Annotated in this window: 12 protein-coding genes and 1 riboswitch; of the genes, 6 read left to right on the top strand and 6 right to left on the bottom strand. The window is 73.0% G+C overall.

Features of this window, described 5'->3' with window-relative positions; translation table 11 throughout:
• Positions 1 to 10: 10 nt before the first annotated feature.
• A complete protein-coding gene (gene ispG / locus ACH47X_RS02360; protein WP_142041930.1) occupies positions 11 to 1,153 on the bottom strand; it encodes a flavodoxin-dependent (E)-4-hydroxy-3-methylbut-2-enyl-diphosphate synthase in 1,143 nt (380 codons plus the stop codon).
• Positions 1,154 to 1,226: 73 nt separating this feature from the next.
• Positions 1,227 to 2,549 (bottom strand): M50 family metallopeptidase, encoded by a 1,323-nt coding sequence (locus ACH47X_RS02355; protein ID WP_397401015.1) that lies wholly within the window; start codon positions 2,547 to 2,549, stop codon positions 1,227 to 1,229.
• Positions 2,550 to 2,688: 139 nt separating this feature from the next.
• Between ACH47X_RS02355 and ACH47X_RS02350 the strand changes: the two genes are divergently transcribed.
• Positions 2,689 to 4,995 carry a hypothetical protein gene (locus tag ACH47X_RS02350; protein WP_397401013.1) on the top strand — a complete coding sequence of 769 codons (2,307 nt, stop codon included), beginning with the start codon at positions 2,689 to 2,691 and terminating at the stop codon, positions 4,993 to 4,995.
• Positions 4,996 to 5,092: 97 nt separating this feature from the next.
• Entirely contained in the window at positions 5,093 to 6,502 is a 1,410-nt protein-coding gene (locus tag ACH47X_RS02345) for an aspartate aminotransferase family protein (protein ID WP_397401011.1), read from the top strand.
• Between the two features lie 149 nt (positions 6,503 to 6,651).
• Here the strand turns inward: ACH47X_RS02345 and ACH47X_RS02340 are convergent, their stop codons facing one another.
• Together ACH47X_RS02340 and ACH47X_RS02335 are read right to left on the bottom strand one after the other, a co-directional pair.
• A complete protein-coding gene (locus tag ACH47X_RS02340) occupies positions 6,652 to 7,272 on the bottom strand; it encodes a PhnA domain-containing protein (protein ID WP_397401009.1) in 621 nt (206 codons plus the stop codon).
• Between the two features lie 255 nt (positions 7,273 to 7,527).
• Positions 7,528 to 8,559, bottom strand: a complete 1,032-nt coding sequence (locus ACH47X_RS02335; protein ID WP_397401007.1) for an aldo/keto reductase — start codon at positions 8,557 to 8,559, stop codon at positions 7,528 to 7,530.
• A 124-nt stretch (positions 8,560 to 8,683) separates the two neighbouring features.
• On the opposite strand from ACH47X_RS02335, the gene ACH47X_RS02330 reads away from it, so the two are divergent.
• From ACH47X_RS02330 to thiD, 4 genes are all read left to right on the top strand, one after another.
• Positions 8,684 to 9,256, top strand: coding sequence for a TetR/AcrR family transcriptional regulator (locus ACH47X_RS02330; protein WP_397401005.1), 573 nt, complete (start codon positions 8,684 to 8,686; stop codon positions 9,254 to 9,256).
• Between the two features lie 63 nt (positions 9,257 to 9,319).
• A riboswitch (TPP riboswitch) is annotated at positions 9,320 to 9,417 on the top strand.
• A complete protein-coding gene (thiM, locus tag ACH47X_RS02325; protein ID WP_397401003.1) occupies positions 9,407 to 10,249 on the top strand; it encodes a hydroxyethylthiazole kinase in 843 nt (280 codons plus the stop codon). It overlaps the preceding riboswitch by 11 nt.
• The gene (gene thiE, locus ACH47X_RS02320; protein WP_397401001.1) at positions 10,246 to 10,980 is read left to right on the top strand and encodes a thiamine phosphate synthase; all 735 of its coding nucleotides are present in this window, start codon (positions 10,246 to 10,248) and stop codon (positions 10,978 to 10,980) included. Before thiM ends, thiE begins: the two co-directional genes overlap by 4 nt.
• Entirely contained in the window at positions 10,977 to 11,903 is a 927-nt protein-coding gene (gene thiD, locus ACH47X_RS02315; protein ID WP_397400999.1) for a bifunctional hydroxymethylpyrimidine kinase/phosphomethylpyrimidine kinase, read from the top strand. The genes thiE and thiD overlap by 4 nt, the downstream gene beginning before the upstream one ends.
• A 166-nt stretch (positions 11,904 to 12,069) precedes the next feature.
• On the opposite strand, the gene dxr is transcribed toward thiD, so the two are convergent.
• Both dxr and ACH47X_RS02305 read right to left on the bottom strand, forming a co-directional pair.
• Complete coding sequence (dxr, locus tag ACH47X_RS02310; protein ID WP_397400997.1) at positions 12,070 to 13,239, bottom strand: 1-deoxy-D-xylulose-5-phosphate reductoisomerase; 1,170 nt, start codon at positions 13,237 to 13,239, stop codon at positions 12,070 to 12,072.
• A gap of 12 nt (positions 13,240 to 13,251) precedes the next feature.
• On the bottom strand, positions 13,252 to 15,081 hold the full coding sequence (locus ACH47X_RS02305; protein WP_397400995.1) for a RyR domain-containing protein: 1,830 nt from the start codon (positions 15,079 to 15,081) through the stop codon (positions 13,252 to 13,254).
• Between the last annotated feature and the right edge of the window lie 85 nt (positions 15,082 to 15,166).

Genomic DNA, 15,166 nt, shown 5'->3' with positions numbered 1-15,166 from the left:
CCGACGCGGCTCAGCCGACCGAGACGACCGGCGAACCGGCCTGTGCCTCATTCTCCGGCGTGGGCATCTCATCCGCGATCCGCATCGCCTCTTCGATGAGCGTCTCGACGATCATCGCCTCGGGGACGGTCTTGATGACCTCGCCCTTGACGAAGATCTGGCCCTTACCGTTGCCGGACGCCACACCGAGGTCGGCCTCGCGGGCCTCGCCCGGGCCGTTGACGACGCAGCCCATGACGGCGACGCGCAGCGGAACGGTCATGCCCTCCAGGCCGGCCGTGACCTTCTCGGCGAGCGTGTACACGTCCACCTGGGCGCGACCGCACGACGGGCAGGACACGATCTCGAGCTTGCGGGGGCGCAGGTTGAGCGCCTGCAGGATCTGGTTGCCGACCTTGACCTCCTCGACCGGCGGGGCCGAGAGGGAGACGCGGATCGTGTCGCCGATGCCCTTGCTGAGCAGGGCGCCGAACGCGGTGGCCGACTTGATGGTGCCCTGGAAGGCGGGGCCGGCCTCGGTGACACCGAGGTGCAGGGGCCAGTCGCCGCGCTCGGAGAGCAGCTCGTAGGCGCGCACCATGACCACGGGGTCGTTGTGCTTGACCGAGATCTTGAAGTCGTGGAAGTCGTGCTCCTCGAAGAGGCTGGCCTCCCACACGGCCGACTCCACCAGGGCCTCCGGGGTGGGCTTGCCGTACTTCTCCAGGATGCGCTTGTCGAGCGAGCCGGCGTTGACGCCGATGCGCAGCGAGACGCCGGCGTCCTTCGCGGCGGCCGCGATCTGCTTGACCTGGTCGTCGAACTTGCGGATGTTGCCCGGGTTGACGCGGACGGCGGCGCAGCCGGCGTCGATCGCGGCATACACGTACTTGGGCTGGAAGTGGATGTCCGCGATCACGGGGATCTGCGACTTCTTCGCGATGATCGGCAGCGCCTCCGCGTCGTCGGCGCTCGGGACGGCGACGCGCACGATGTCGCAGCCCGCCGTGGTGAGCTCTGCGATCTGCTGGAGGGTCGCGTTGATGTCGGTGGTGGGCGTGGTGGTCATCGACTGCACGCTGATGGGTGCGTCACCGCCCACGTCGACCTTGCCGACCTTGATCTTGCGGGTCTTGCGGCGAGGGGCGAGGACCGGCGGGGGTGCTGCTGGCATGCCGAGGCTGATTGCGGTCACGAACTCAAGTATCCACTCTTCGAAGGGGTCAAAACGTACTTCGTGCGCGGCGTCACGTGATTCGCACGGGATCCACCAGGTCCGCCACGATGAGCACGCCGCCCACCCCGAGCAGGACGAGGAAGACCACGTAGGCCACGGGGGTCATGCGGGCGACGTCGGCCGGGCCGGGCAGGACCGCCGCCCCGCGCACCCGGGCGACCGTGCGCTTGCCGCCTTCGTAGAGGGCGTTGACCAGGTGCCCGCCGTCGAGCGGCAGCAGCGGGATGAGGTTGAAGACGAACAGCGCGATGTTCAGGCTGGCGAGCAGGCTCAGGTAGATCATCACGCGGTCGAGGATCGCCTCGTCCAGCGCCATGATCTGGCCGCTGATGCGCGCGACGCCCACCATGGACTGCACCGAGTCCTGCGAGCGCTCCTCGGAGGTGAAGGCCTGGGTGGCGGCGTCGGCCACCCGGACCGGGAGGGTGGCCACCATGGTCGCCGTCTGCCACGTCATGTTGCCGACTTCGGGCAGCACGCGGGAGATGGGCTGGGGTTCGCGGACCTGGAGCGGGGAGAAGCCCACGAACCCGCCCGGCTCGGTGAGCGGCTCGCCGTCGGCACCCAGGACGGCGGCGCCCTGCTCGTCGACGACGGGGCGCTCGGTCTCGGCGGGGGTGACCTCGAGCGTGACGCGCTCGCCGTCACGGAGCACCACGACGTCGGACTCGCGGCCCGCGGAGTCGTTGATGAGGCCGACCAGCTGCTGCCAGCCGGTCACCTCGGTGCCGCCGAACGAGACCACCTCGTCGCCCGGCCGGAGCCCGGCCGCGGCGGCGGGCGCGGCGGGCCGGCCCTCGCAGTCGTCACCGGCGGCGCCTGACGTCGCGGACGCCGGGACGCACTCGGAGAGCTGCGCGACCGTGGTCGAGACGGCGGGCAGGCCGTAGCCGATCAGGATGACCGCCATGAGGAACGTGGCGATCACGAGGTTCATGAACGGCCCACCGAACATGACCACGAGCTTCTTGGGCGTGGAGAGGTTGTAGAAGGCGCGGTGCTCCTCACCGGGCCGCACCTCGGCGACCGACGCGTCGCGCGCGTCCGCCACGAGCTCGTTCCAGAAGCCCTTCTTGCGCGGCGTGCCCTCGGGGGCGGGCGGCATCATGCCGACCAGGCGCACGAAACCGCCGAGCGGGATGGCCTTGACGCCGTACTCGGTCTCGCCCTTGGTGCGCGACCAGAGGGTGGGGCCGAAGCCCACCATGTACTGGCTCACGCGGACGCCGAACTTCTTGGCCGGGATCATGTGTCCCAGCTCGTGCAGGCCGACGGAGACGAGGACGCCGACCAGCAGGACGAGCACACCAACGATGTGCGGAACGATGCTCACGGGACCGAGACTACGACACCTGGCTGACAGCCTGACGGGGCGCGCACGGCTCCCCCCGGTACGGCCACCCGACGTTCACCTCGCGGCGAGAACATGGTCATTCCTTGAAACTCTGGTTACCGATCATTAACCTGACGACATGTCGGTTTCGTCTGTCCCGGGGTTCCGGGACCTGCACGCCCACGGCCCGGCCTCCCTCGCGGAGAGCCTGACCTCGATCTTCCAGACCGAGGCCTGGTCCGCCGCGGACGGCGACTCCCGCGTGGCCCGGCAGCTACGCGAGATCGGCGTGGACGTCAGCGAGATCTGGGCGGCCTCGCGCTGGAACATGGGCGATGACGGCGACGCGCCCAACCGCCGCCACCCCGTGCCGGGCGACCCGCGCGGCCCGCAGACCGCCGCCGCGCTGAGGGCGGTGACCGGCCGGCCGCGGGCCGCCGCACTGCTGGGCGTGTACCTGTGGTCGCAGGCCGGTGACGCGCTGCAGTACACGTTCCGGCACGGCCGCATCATCGTGCCGCTGAGGGCCTTCGTCGAGACCTGGGAGACGTGCCGGGAGGACGCGCCCGACGACGTCTGCCGGGCCGAGGGCGACGCCGTCGCCGTGCTGCTGCGCACCCTCATCACCCAGATGCACACGGCTGCCGCGCGCAGCGCGGGCGACCTCGACCGTGTGGCGGACGCCGCCGGCCGCGCCGGGGAACGCTGCGGGGAGCTGCTGCGGGCAGCGCGCGCGATCCCCGACCCGACGTCGCCGTTCCGGCGCGCGCTGGTGCCGCAGGCCGTGACCCGCATCCGGTACTTCCGCGCGCTGGCCGAGGCGGCCCGGGCGGCGTCCGAGGCGATGGCGGGCGAGCCCGCGCGGCTCGGCCCTGCGCTCGACGGCCTGCGCGCCGCCGAGACCGACCGGCACCTGAACTACATCCTGGCCAGCGAGCTGCGCTCCTACCGGATGCACCTGACGCAGCTGCACCGCAACCTCGACTCGACCTGGCTCACCCTCGACCGGCTGCGGACCGTCTACATCTACCCGTTCGGGCTGCGCGACGTGCGTCCGGCCGCCGCGGTCACGGCGATCCGGCGGCTCGCACACCGCGACGAGCGCCCCGAGCTGCTCGGCGTCCAGGCCTTCGCCGTGCGCGGCCGCCTCAAGATGGACGACGTCTGGGCGAGCGTGGACCGGGCGGCACGCCCCTACGGCGGCGCGTCGCTGTCGATGCCCAATGTCCGTCTGGAGCAGCCCGACGGGACGTTCATCGCCGAGCTGTCCTGCGACGTGCGGTTCACCGAGTTCGGTAACCACTACGTGCGGTTCCGCTACTCCTCGCGCGACCAGTCGCCGCAGCAGGTCCGCGACGCTCGGTTCCGGCTGTCCAACCTGCACGCCGACATCCGGGTGCGGTGGATCGCGCTGGACGGCTCGCCCGTCGACGTCGACCCTGGAGGCGCCCTGCCGCCCGAACGCCTCTTCGACCTGGCCGACCTGCTCCAGCGCGCGACGGCGGACCTGGTCCGCGAGGGCACCGAGATCGCCCAGGGACGAGCGCACGTGGTCACCACCGTCTACGAGGCGAGCCGGGGACGCGGCCCGGCGGCGCCGCCGGAACGACGCACGCCGGTCTCCATGGGTGACGAGATGCTGGCCGCGTTCGGCTCGCAGGTGCTGCTGCAGCCCGTGTCGTACGGCACGGCCACGCTGTGCGACTGGACGCTGCCCCAGCGCAACCCCGTGCTGCTGGAGGGGGTGCGGCACCTGGGCGACGTCGTGGCGGTGGCCACCAACTCGACCACCGTGGCGCTGGTCGGCACGGCGCACTTCAAGATCTCCCAGTACGGGTCGCTCGCCGAGTTCGTGGCCAGCCTCAACGGACTGTTCAGCGCCTGGAACGCCACGCTGGCCGACCACCTGCGCACCGTCGCGGCCATGCTCGCCGACCACGACGTGAACAACGGCGCCGACCTGGCCGCCCGCAAGGAGGGGCTCACCCGCGAGCAGCTGCGGCTGCACGAGTTCGCGTCCGAGGTGCGCACCACGCTGACCACCATCACCTCGCCCACGTTCCTCGCGTCCGCGCTGGAGTCGCGCATGCTGAACCAGCTGCTGCACGCCTCGCGGTTCGAGCAGCAGGCCGCCGGGGTCACCGAGCGGCTGCGCGAGCTGCTCCAGGAACCCATCGCGGCACGCCTCGCCGCGCTCGAACGCCTGCACAACGACCGCGAGCGGGCGGCCGAGGCGCGCCGCGAGCGCTCCCGCCGCCGGCTGATGGACGGCACGCTGTCGGCCATCACGGTGTTCGCCGGTGTCTACGCCCTGATCGGCACGGTCCAGGTGGCGCTGGACGCGTCGCTGATCGGTCCGATCCAGGCGGTCACGGCCACCGCGCTGGTCACGGTGGGTGCGCTGGTGACGGGCTGGGCGGTCTTCAGCTGGACGAGCCGCCGGTGACCATCTGCCCGCACGCGTCAGACCCGCAGGCCCCTCGGGTGACCTGAACGTCTGACACGTAGCCTGGTCGGGTCGGCCGCTACGACGGGAGACTTCCATGACCGGATCCCCTGCGCCCACCCCTGGCGAGGCGCACGTCACACCACGCGGCACCCCGCGCGACGACGCCGCCCGGCGGCACCTCTGGGGCCATTTCACGCGGCAGTCCGCCTGGGATGCCGGGGTGCCGACGCTGGTGCGCGGCGAGGGCCACCACGTCTGGGACGCGGCCGGCCGCCGGTACATCGACGGACTGTCGGGGCTGTTCGTGGTCCAGGTCGGGCACGGCCGCCGGGCGCTCGCCGAGGCGGCGGCCAAGCAGGCGGGCGAGCTGGCCTACTTCCCGCTGTGGTCGTTCGCGCACCCGCCGGCCATCGACCTGGCCGAACGGCTGGCCGACCTGGCACCGGGCGACCTGAACCGCGTGTTCTTCACGACCGGCGGCTCCGAGGCCGTGGAGACGGCGTTCAAGCTGGCCAAGCAGTACTGGAAGCTGCAGGGCAGGCCGGGCAAGCACAAGGTGATCTCCCGGAACATCGCCTACCACGGCACCACGCACGGCGCGCTGTCCGTGACGGGCCTGCCGGGGCTCAAGGCGCCGTTCGAGCCGCTGGTGCCGGGCGCGTTCAAGGTGCCGAACACCGACATCTACCGGGCGTCCGAGGACCTGCGCGACGACCCGAAGGCGTTCGGCCGGTGGGCCGCCGACCAGATCGAGGTGCTCATCGAGACGGAGGGCCCGGACTCGGTGGCCGCCGTCTTCCTGGAGCCCGTGCAGAACGCGGGCGGCTGTTTCCCGCCCCCACCGGGTTACTTCGAGCGGGTGCGCGAGATCTGCGACCGGCACGACGTGCTGCTCGTCTCCGACGAGGTGATCTGCGCGTTCGGCCGGACCGGCTCGATCTTCGCGTGCGACGACTTCGGCTACGTGCCCGACATGGTCACGTGCGCGAAGGGCATGGCGTCGGGCTACTCGCCGATCGGCGCCTGCCTGGTCTCCGACCGGGTGTACGAGCCGTTCGCCCACGGTTCGACGACCTTCGCCCACGGGTACACGTTCGGCGGGCACCCGGTCTCAGCCTCGGTGGCGATGGCGAACCTCGACCTGTTCGACCAGGAGGACCTGACGGGACGGGTCAAGGAGAACGCGCCCGCGTTCCGGTCCACCCTGGAGCGGCTGTACGACCTGCCGATCGTGGGCGACGTGCGCGGGGCCGGGTACTTCTACGCGATCGAGCTCGTCCGGGACAAGGTCACGCGGGAGACCTTCTCGGGCGACGACGCCGAGCGCCTGCTGCGCGGGTTCCTCACCCCGGCGCTGTTCGAGGCGGGGCTGTACTGCCGCGCCGACGACCGTGGGGACCCGGTGGTGCAGCTCGCACCGCCCCTGACGATCGGGCAGCCGGAGTTCGACGAGATCGAGCAGATCCTGCGCGGGGTGCTGAGCGAGGCGTGGACGCGGCTGTGACGGGTTGTGCGGAGCGCTCGGCGACGCCGCGGGCGCTCCGCCCGGCCCGCCCGCGAGGTGCGCTTCTACCCAGCTATCAGGCCCGAAACTGACGTGTTTCTTGGGCGTAATGGCTGGGTAGAAGCGCACCTTCGGGGTCACCTCTCGTGTCAGGACTTCCGGACGGCGGTGGGCCGCAGGCGGACCGGCCCCACGCCGCGCGCGACGGCACCCACGAGGCGGTCGTCGGCGGCTTCGTGACGCAGCCGGATGTTCCGCAGCCGCGTGCCGGCCGGCACGACGGCGGACGGACCCTTGCCGGTGAGCTTCTTGAAGACGATCACGGTGTCACCGTCGGCCAGCGGTGTGCCGTCGGCATCCCGGATGACGGCGGCCCAGTCGCTCGGTTCCGGCTCCGGCGGTGCGCCTCGCAGACGGCGGACCTCCTTGTCCCGCCGCGCGGCCTCCCGGGCCAGGGCGAGCCGACGTCGGTGCTCGTCCCGGTCGAGCTCGGGCTCGCCGGCCAGGCGGATGACCCGGTTGCTCCGAGGATCGACGTACGGAACCCGGTCCGGCGTCCGGTACGCGGTCGTGTACCCGGCGCGCAACTCTGCCGCCTGGAGACCGTAGCGCACCCAGAGGTCGCAGGTGGACGCCACGAGCACTGTTGCCCCGGTAAGCGCTGCGAAGGTCTTCAGCACGACAGGAGTCGTGTCCGGAGCAGCGGTCGAGGCCGCGATGAAGAAGACAACGATCAGGAAGAAGACAACACTGATCAGAAGGACGAGCACCGAGAACAGACCGATGACCGAGACAGTACGGACCGATGGCCCTGGGATCCGCCGAGCGCGAATCTCGGGGTTCCATGTCTTCGTCACCACGACCCCACATCCATCACCGCAAACCGGACAGATGTGCTGAACTCTAGCGGTCCGCCCGCGAGGTGCGCTTCTACTCAGCTATCAGGCCCGAAACTGACGTGTCTTTTGGGCGTAATGGCTGGGTAGAAGCGCACCAGCGGACGCAGCGGGCGCAGCCCGGCTGGGTCAGGCCGCCGCCGCGCGCTGCTCCGCCGGGCGGCGGCGCAGGGTGGGCTGCAGGATCGCGGGCGGGTCGTAGGCCGCGTCCAGGCGGCCGACGTCGGTTCCCGGCGGCACGATGGCGTCGATCCGGTCGAGGATCTCGTCGCTCAGGCTGACCTCGGCGCCGGCGAGCGCGCTGTCGAGGTGCTCCATGGTGCGCGGTCCGATGATCGCGGAGGTGACGCCCGGGTGCGCGATCGCGAACGCCATCGCGAGATGGTTCAGCGGCATGCCGGCCTCCTCGGCGACGGGGATGAGCTGCTCGACGACGTCGAGGCGCTGCTCGTCCTGGAGGTGCTTGAAGCCGAACTGCGCCCGGTGCGCGTCGCTGGCCCGCCCCTTGCGGTACCGGCCGGTGAGCATGCCGCCGGCGAGCGGGCTCCAGACCAGCGTGCCCATGCCGTACTGCTGGGCCACCGGCAGCACGTCGCGCTCGATGCCGCGGTTCAGGATCGAGTACGGCGGCTGCTCGGTGCGGAACCGCTCCAGGCCGCGCCGCTCGGCGACCCACTGCGCCTGGACGATGTCGGCGGCGGGCATGGTGGACGAGCCGATGGCGCGCACCTTGCCCGAGTTGATCAGGTAGGTCAGCGCCGCGAGCGTGTCCTCCACGTCGGTGTCGGGGTCGGGACGGTGGATCTGGTACAGGTCGATGTGGTCCGTGCCGAGGCGGCGCAGCGAGTTCTCGACCTCGGCGATGATCCAGCGCCGGGAGTTGCCGCGGTGGTTGGGGTCGTCGCTCATGGGCAGGTGCACCTTGGTGGCCAGGACGACGTCGTCGCGCCGGCCCTTGAGCGCCTTGCCCACGATCTCCTCGGACTCGCCCCGTGAGTAGGCGTCGGCCGTGTCGATGAAGTTGATGCCCGCGTCGAGCGCCTTGTGGATGATCTTGACCGACTCGTCGTGGTCGGGGTTGCCGATCGCGCCGAACATCATCGCGCCGAGCGCGTAGGGGCTGACCTTGATGCCGGTCCGGCCGAGGTTGCGGTACTGCATGGGGCCCTCCTGGGGTCGAGAGGTCTGGTGAGCGCACCCGCGATGCCGTAGTCTGGAACTAAGCGGAACGCTCTTCCAGAACTATATGGAAAGGCGTTCCGGTTAGCAACGGATCGGGAGAGAAGTGACCCAGCACACAGAGCAGCGCCCCCTGCGCCGCGACGCGCAGCGCAACATCGGCGCGCTGCTCGACGCCGCCAAGCAGGTCTTCGGCACGTCCGGCGTGGACGCGCCCGCGAAGGAGATCGCCGACCTCGCGGGCGTCGGCGTCGGCACGCTCTACCGCCACTTCCCCAAGCGGTCCGACCTGGTCAAGGCCGTCTTCCAGGCCGAGGTCGACGCCACCGCCGACGCCGCCCCCGCCCTGGCCGCCGCCCACGAACCCGTCGTCGCACTGGAGAAGTGGCTCCACCGGTACACCGAGTTCCTCGCGACCAAGCGCGGGCTCGCCTCCGCACTGCACTCCGGCGACCCGACGTTCGACGCGCTGCCCGCGTACTTCATGGGCCGGCTCGGCCCCGCCGTCGGCTCCCTGCTCGACGCCGCCGCCGCGGCCGGCGCCATCCGCGCCGTCGCCAGCCCCAAGGACCTGCTCTACGCCGTGTCCAAGCTGTCGGTGACCATGAACGACGAGGAGCCCGACCACGGCCGCCGCATGCTCGACCTGCTCGTCGACGGGCTGCAGCACCGGGCCTGACCCCTCCCCTTCCAGCACGCACCGACGGTTCCGGACACCCGCCGAAGCCGTATAAGGTCGGCACCCAATGGCGCGGGGCGCAGGGCACCAGCCCGGCTGAGATGCACCCGTGGAACCTGATCTAGGTAGTGCTAGCGAAGGGAACGCCTCATGGGCTCAGTCCTGCCCGACGCCGTCGCGTCGGTCGTCACCGCGGTGCGCGACACCGCCCCACTGGTGCACTGCGTGACCAACGTCGTGGTCACGGGCTTCACCGCCAACATGCTGCTCGCCGCCGGCGCGGCACCAGCCATGGTCGCCGACCCCGAGGAGGCGCCGATCATGGCCGGCGTCGCCGGCGGGCTGCTGATCAACCTCGGCACCGTCGAGGGCCGCCAGGCCGACGGCATGCGGGCCGCCGTCGACGGCGCCACCGCCGCCGGCGTGCCCTGGGTGCTCGACCCCGTGGCCATCGGCGCGCTCCCGCTGCGCACGCGGCTCGCCGCCGAGCTCTACGCCCGCGGCCCTGCCGTCGTGCGCGGCAACGCGTCCGAGATCCAGGCGCTCGCGGGCGGGGCCGGCGGCCGCGGCGTCGACTCCCTGGACACGCCGGACGGCGTGCGGGACGTCGCGCTCGGCCTGGCCCGGTCCTCCGGTGCCGTGATCGCCGTGAGCGGCGCGTCCGACCTGATCACCGACGGTGAGCGCGTCGTCCGCGTCCGGGCGGGCAGCTCCCTGATGACGCGCGTGACCGGGGTCGGCTGCTCGCTCGGCGCGCTGGTCGCGGCGTGCGCCGCCGTCACCGAGGACCGGCTGCTCGCCGCGACGGCCGCCACGGCCTGGCTCTGCGTCGCCGCGGACCGCACGACGTCGGCGACGCCCGGCAGCTTCGCCGTCGAGCTGGTGGACCGCGTGTTCGACGTCGACCCCGAGACGGTCGGGTTCGGCGCCGGGCTGGTGGACGAGTCCACGGCGGGGTCTTCCCCGACCACGGTCGCGCGGGCCGGCGCGTGAGCGCCCGGATCCGCCTCGACCCGTCCGTCTACCTGGTCACCGACACCCAGCAGTGCGGCGGCCCCACGGGGGTCGTCGCCACGGTCGGCGCGGCGGTCGACGGCGGCATCACCGCCGTCCAGCTCCGCGACCCGGCGGCGAGCACGCGCGAGCTCGTGGACCTCGGCCGCGCGCTGGTCGCGCTGCTCCGGCCGCTCGGGGTGCCGCTGGTCGTCGACGACCGGGTCGACGTCGCGCTCGCGATCGACGCCGACGGCGCCCACGTGGGCCAGCGCGACCTGGACCCCGTCTCGGCGCGCCGGCTCCTGGGCCCGGACCGGCACCTCGGGCTCAGCGTGAGCACGCCGGAGGAGGCGCGGGCGGTCGCGGACCTGCCCGCCGGCACGGTGGACCTGCTGGGCGTCGGGCCGGTGCGGCCCACCCTGACCAAGACCGACGCCCGCGCGGCGATCGGCTTCGCGCGGCTCGGCGTCGTCACAGCCGCCTCGGCGTTCCCCTGCGTGGCGATCGGCGGGTTGCGGGCCGCCGACGTCGCCGCGCTGCACGCGGCGGGGGCAGCCGGGAGCGCCGTCGTGTCCGCCGTCTGCGGGCGGCCGGACCCGGCCGCCGCAGCCCGGGAGATCGCGCGGGCGTGGGCCTCGGTCCGCGGCGGCTCGGACCCGGGCGGCGGCCCGAGGGGCGAACGTGCGCCCACCGCTCGGCCCGGCACGCCGACGGGACCAGCCGCATGACCGCGCAGCACAGTGCGCCGTCCGCGGAAGCACGTACCCGCTCCACGCCCGACGCCGGACCGCGCACCCGGCCGCCGGGGCATCCGGTCGTGGCGCTGACGATCGCCGGGTCGGACCCGTCCGGCGGCGCAGGGATCCAGGCCGACCTGAAGACCTTCGCGGCGCTCGGCGGCTACGGCTGCGCGGTGCTCACGGGACTGACGGCGCAGTCGACGACCGGCGTGACGCGGGTGCACCCGGTGCCCGCCGACATGGTGCGCGCGCAGCTCGACACGCTGTTCGCCGACGTCGCCGTGGACACGATCAAGATCGGCATGACGACGGACGCCGCCGTCGCCGGGGCGGTCGCCGCCGTCGTGCGTGACCTGCGGGCCGTCGGGCGGGCGCCGTTCGTGGTGCTCGACCCGGTGATGGTCGCGACGTCGGGCGACCGGCTGCTGGCGCCCGACGCCGAGGCCGTGCTCCGCGACGAGCTGCTCCCCCTGGCTGACCTCGTCACGCCCAACCTGCCCGAGGCCGCCGTGCTGCTCGGCGTCGAACCGGCCCGCGACGGCCGTGAGGCGGCGGACCAGGCCCGGGCGCTGAGCGCGCTCGGGGCAGGGTGTGCGCTGGTCAAGGGCGGGCACCTCGACTCGGCCGAGTCGGTCGACCACCTCGCGGGCCCCGGCGTGGACGGCGTCGTCGCTCTGACCGCGCCCCGTGTGCCGACCCGGAACACCCACGGCACGGGCTGCACGCTGAGCTCGGCCTGCGCCGTCCTGCGGCCGGTGCACGACGGCTGGGAACCGGCCGTCCGGGCCGCCAAGGAGTACCTCACCGGGGCGCTGCGTGCCGCGGACGACCTGGTCGTGGGCGGCACCGGGACCGCACCGGGACCGTGGCGGGGCCACGGGCCGGTGCACCACGGCTTCGCGACCCGCTGAGCCGGGGTGGGCCCGGGAGATCCCCTTTGAGGCCTAAGTTTCTTTGCTTTGAGGAGTCCGAAAGCGAAGAAACTTAGGCCTCAAAGGGGATCGGGCGCAGCGGGATCAGGCCAGCCGGACGACCAGCCCCAGCAGGACCGGGCCGGACGGCCGGCCGGCTCCAGCATCAGACCGACTTCAGGATCTCCGCCGCACGCGCCCGGGCCCAGGCGTCGGCCTCCAGGACACCCTCGACCGAGCCCGCGTCGCCCGCCCCGGTGGTCGCGTGCGCCTCGACGACGGCGGCCACGGTGTCGACGATGTCGAGGAACCCGATCGTCCCGTCGTGGAACGCGTCCACGCACACCTCGTTCGCGGCGTTGTACACGGCGGGGTGGGTGCCGCCGGCCTCGCCGACCTGGCGCGCCAGTCGCACGGCGGGGAACGCATCGTCGTCCAGGGGCAGGAACTCCCAGCTCGCGGCCTGCGTCCAGTCGATGCCGACGTCGACGTCCGGCAGCCGGTCCGGCCAGGACAGGCCGAGCGCGATCGGCACGAGCATCCGCGGCGGCCCGGCCTGCGCGATCGTGGAGCCGTCGACGAACTCGACCATGGAGTGGATCATCTGCTGCGGGTGCACCACCACGTCGATGGCGCTGAACGGCAGGTCGAACAGGAGGTGCGCCTCGATCACCTCGAGCCCCTTGTTGACCAGGGTCGCCGAGTTGGTGGTGACCACGCGGCCCATCGCGAAGTTGGGGTGGCGCAGCGCCTGGGCGGGCGTCACGTCGCGCAGCTCGGCGCGCGGCCGGCCGCGGAACGGCCCGCCGCTGGCGGTCACCACGAGCTTGCGCACCTCGGACGACGCACCCGAGCGCAGCGACTGCGCGATCGCGGAGTGCTCCGAGTCCACGGGCACGATCTGGCCCTCGCGCCGCACGGCGGCCTTGACCAGGGCGCCACCCACCACGAGCGACTCCTTGTTCGCCAGCGCCAGGGTCGAGTCCGCGGCCAGCGCGGCCAGGGTGGGGCGCAGCCCGACCGAGCCGGTGATGCCGTTGAGCACCACGTCGCTGCCCCGGCCGGCCACCTCGGTGGCGGCCTCGGGTCCGGTGAGCACCTCGACGTCCCCGGCCCCCGCCTCGCGCAGGAGCGTGGTCAGCGCGGGGCCCGCGGCCGGGTCGGCGACCGCGACGGTGCGCACGTGGAGCATGGCCGCCTGGCTCGCGAGCAGCCGGAGGTCCGAGCCGCCCGCGGACAGGGCGTCCACGCGGAACCGCTCGGGGTTGCGCCCGATGACGTCGATGGCCTGCGTGCCGATGGAACCGGTGGAGCCCAGAAGGGTGACGCTTCGCATGGGCCCATCCTGTCAGCCCTCGCCCGGCTGCTCGGACCGGCCGCGGCCGAACATCCGCCAGCCGCGCACCACGCCGCGCGGGTCGGGCACGGGGGCGTCCGCGGCCTCCCACCCGGCGTCGTCGTCGAGCGGCACCACGTGCAGGCCGAAGTCGGCCAGGATCACCGGAATGGCCCGGATCGCCGCGCGGTCCTTCTCGCGGTCGGCCTCCGAGAGGTCGGCCCAGGGCCGCAGGTCCGGGTGCAGCCGGCGGGCGTCGTCGCGCTCGGGGCCGTAGGTCCAGCCCGCGGCGACCTTCTCGGCCATCCAGCGGTCGTGCTCGTCGACGGCGCGCGCGTCCACGACGGGCTCCGGGATCCGGCCGTGCTCCGCGCTGCCGGCGGGCACCACGGTGCAGCCCATCTGGCGCAGGCGGTCCGGGATCGCGCGGACCTGGGCGCGGTTCGCGGCCCGTAGGTCCTCCGACAGCTCCGCCCACGAGACCATCGCGGGCGTGCTCTGCCAGGGCACGCCCCGGGCACGCTGGTTGCGCAGGTAGGTCAGGTGCGCGGAGACGGCCATGAGGTCGTAGACGTCGTCGTGCACCAGGGCGCCCGGCGCCGTCGCCCGGCGCAGCAGCGTGCCGGGCTCCACGACGTCGAGGCGACCCGCGAGGTCGTCGAGGATGGCGCCGTCGTGCGCGCCGAAGAGCCCGCCCAGCCCGGCGAGCCGGTTCAGGCGCAGCACGACGGCGCCTTCGCTCGCGCGCCAGAGGTCGCTGTCGCGCAGCGCCTCGCGGAGCGCGTCACCGTCGTCGTCGTGGCACACGTAGACACGCTGGGGTGTGCCCACCGACCGGACCTGCGCGAACGTGTCCACGGGGACCAGCCGGCACGCGGCGCTCACGGAGGGCCAGCGGGCACGCAGCGCCGCGGCGGCCTCCCACGCGCCCGGCCCGACCAGGGTCACCGTGAGCGGTTCGCCGCCGGACGCGATCTCGACGCTCCGCAGGCGCGCGAACGCCACGACCAGCGCCCGGCCGAACGTCCCGTGCCCGACGACGGAGATGTGCGGCGCGGTGCCGCGCGCGACGGCCCGGTCGCGCCGCACCAGGGACCGCGCCACGAGCTCGCCGAGCGTGAAGAAGTCGACGCCCGGCTGGGGATGGCTCAGGTGCCGTGCCTGCAGGGCGAGGGCCAGCTCCGGGTCGCTGACGTGCGCGTTCAGGCGCAGGCCTGGCAGGTCGGCGGGCCGGTCCGCGCGGCTGGCCACGGCGACGGTGAGCACGTTGACGCCGGGTTCGTCGTCCTCGGCCTCGCAGGCGTACAGGACGGCGGCGCCCGCCACGCCGGCGTTGCGCAGCGAGGCGGCGTCGCCGGTCGCGGTGCGCACGACGACTGCTCCCCGGGCCGCGAGCGCCGCCGCGATGAGGTCGGCGGCGGGCGCGCGGCCCACGACGATCGCGTGCCCGCGCATGCGGCGGGTGCGCATGAGCACGAACTGGTCGGCGAACAGCGAGCGCACGGCCTCGAAGACGGCGTAGCCGGTGGCGACCGGGGCGAGGAACCGGGCGGTCTGGAGCTGCCAGGGCAGGTCACCGCCCTGGTTCGTGGCCTCGGCGCCGAGCACGAAGAGCTGGACGGAGTAGTAGACGAGGTCCCACGCGCTGGTGCCCCACTCGAAGTCGGGCGAGGTGCGGTAGATCCAGAAGCCCCACAGGCCCAGGCCGAACGCGACGCCGAACAGGGCGACGAAACCGGCGCGGACCCAGGAGCGGCGCACGCGCAGCCGCCGGGGACCGTCGGGCGGGACGACCAGCTCCGGAGCCATCTTGGTGCCTTCCTCGTCGGGCGAGCCAACCATGCTTAACCGTGCATTTCACCACGAAGGTGACTAGCGTCATGACCTGCGGCGACACTACACACCAGGGGATATGTTTCTCCCGGTC

It is taken from the genome of Promicromonospora kroppenstedtii (assembly GCF_044389675.1).
In the GTDB taxonomy this organism is placed as follows: domain Bacteria; phylum Actinomycetota; class Actinomycetes; order Actinomycetales; family Cellulomonadaceae; genus Promicromonospora; species Promicromonospora kroppenstedtii.
The sequence above is the reverse complement of the archived record's forward strand: the minus strand, read 5'-3'. Positions and strand labels throughout refer to the sequence as shown.

Bases quoted from the DNA above. Each gene is read 5' to 3' on its own strand.
- thiM (WP_397401003.1), top strand. From the start codon at position 9,407: ATGGGCTCAGTCCTGCCCGACGCCGTCGCGTCGGTCGTCACCGCGGTG.
- ACH47X_RS02345 (WP_397401011.1), top strand. From the start codon at position 5,093: ATGACCGGATCCCCTGCGCCCACCCCTGGCGAGGCGCACGTCACACCA.
- ACH47X_RS02305 (WP_397400995.1), bottom strand. From the start codon at position 15,081: ATGGTTGGCTCGCCCGACGAGGAAGGCACCAAGATGGCTCCGGAGCTG.
- thiD (WP_397400999.1), top strand. From the start codon at position 10,977: ATGACCGCGCAGCACAGTGCGCCGTCCGCGGAAGCACGTACCCGCTCC.
- ispG (WP_142041930.1), bottom strand. From the start codon at position 1,153: ATGCCAGCAGCACCCCCGCCGGTCCTCGCCCCTCGCCGCAAGACCCGC.
- dxr (WP_397400997.1), bottom strand. From the start codon at position 13,239: ATGCGAAGCGTCACCCTTCTGGGCTCCACCGGTTCCATCGGCACGCAG.
- ACH47X_RS02350 (WP_397401013.1), top strand. From the start codon at position 2,689: ATGTCGGTTTCGTCTGTCCCGGGGTTCCGGGACCTGCACGCCCACGGC.
- ACH47X_RS02335 (WP_397401007.1), bottom strand. From the start codon at position 8,559: ATGCAGTACCGCAACCTCGGCCGGACCGGCATCAAGGTCAGCCCCTAC.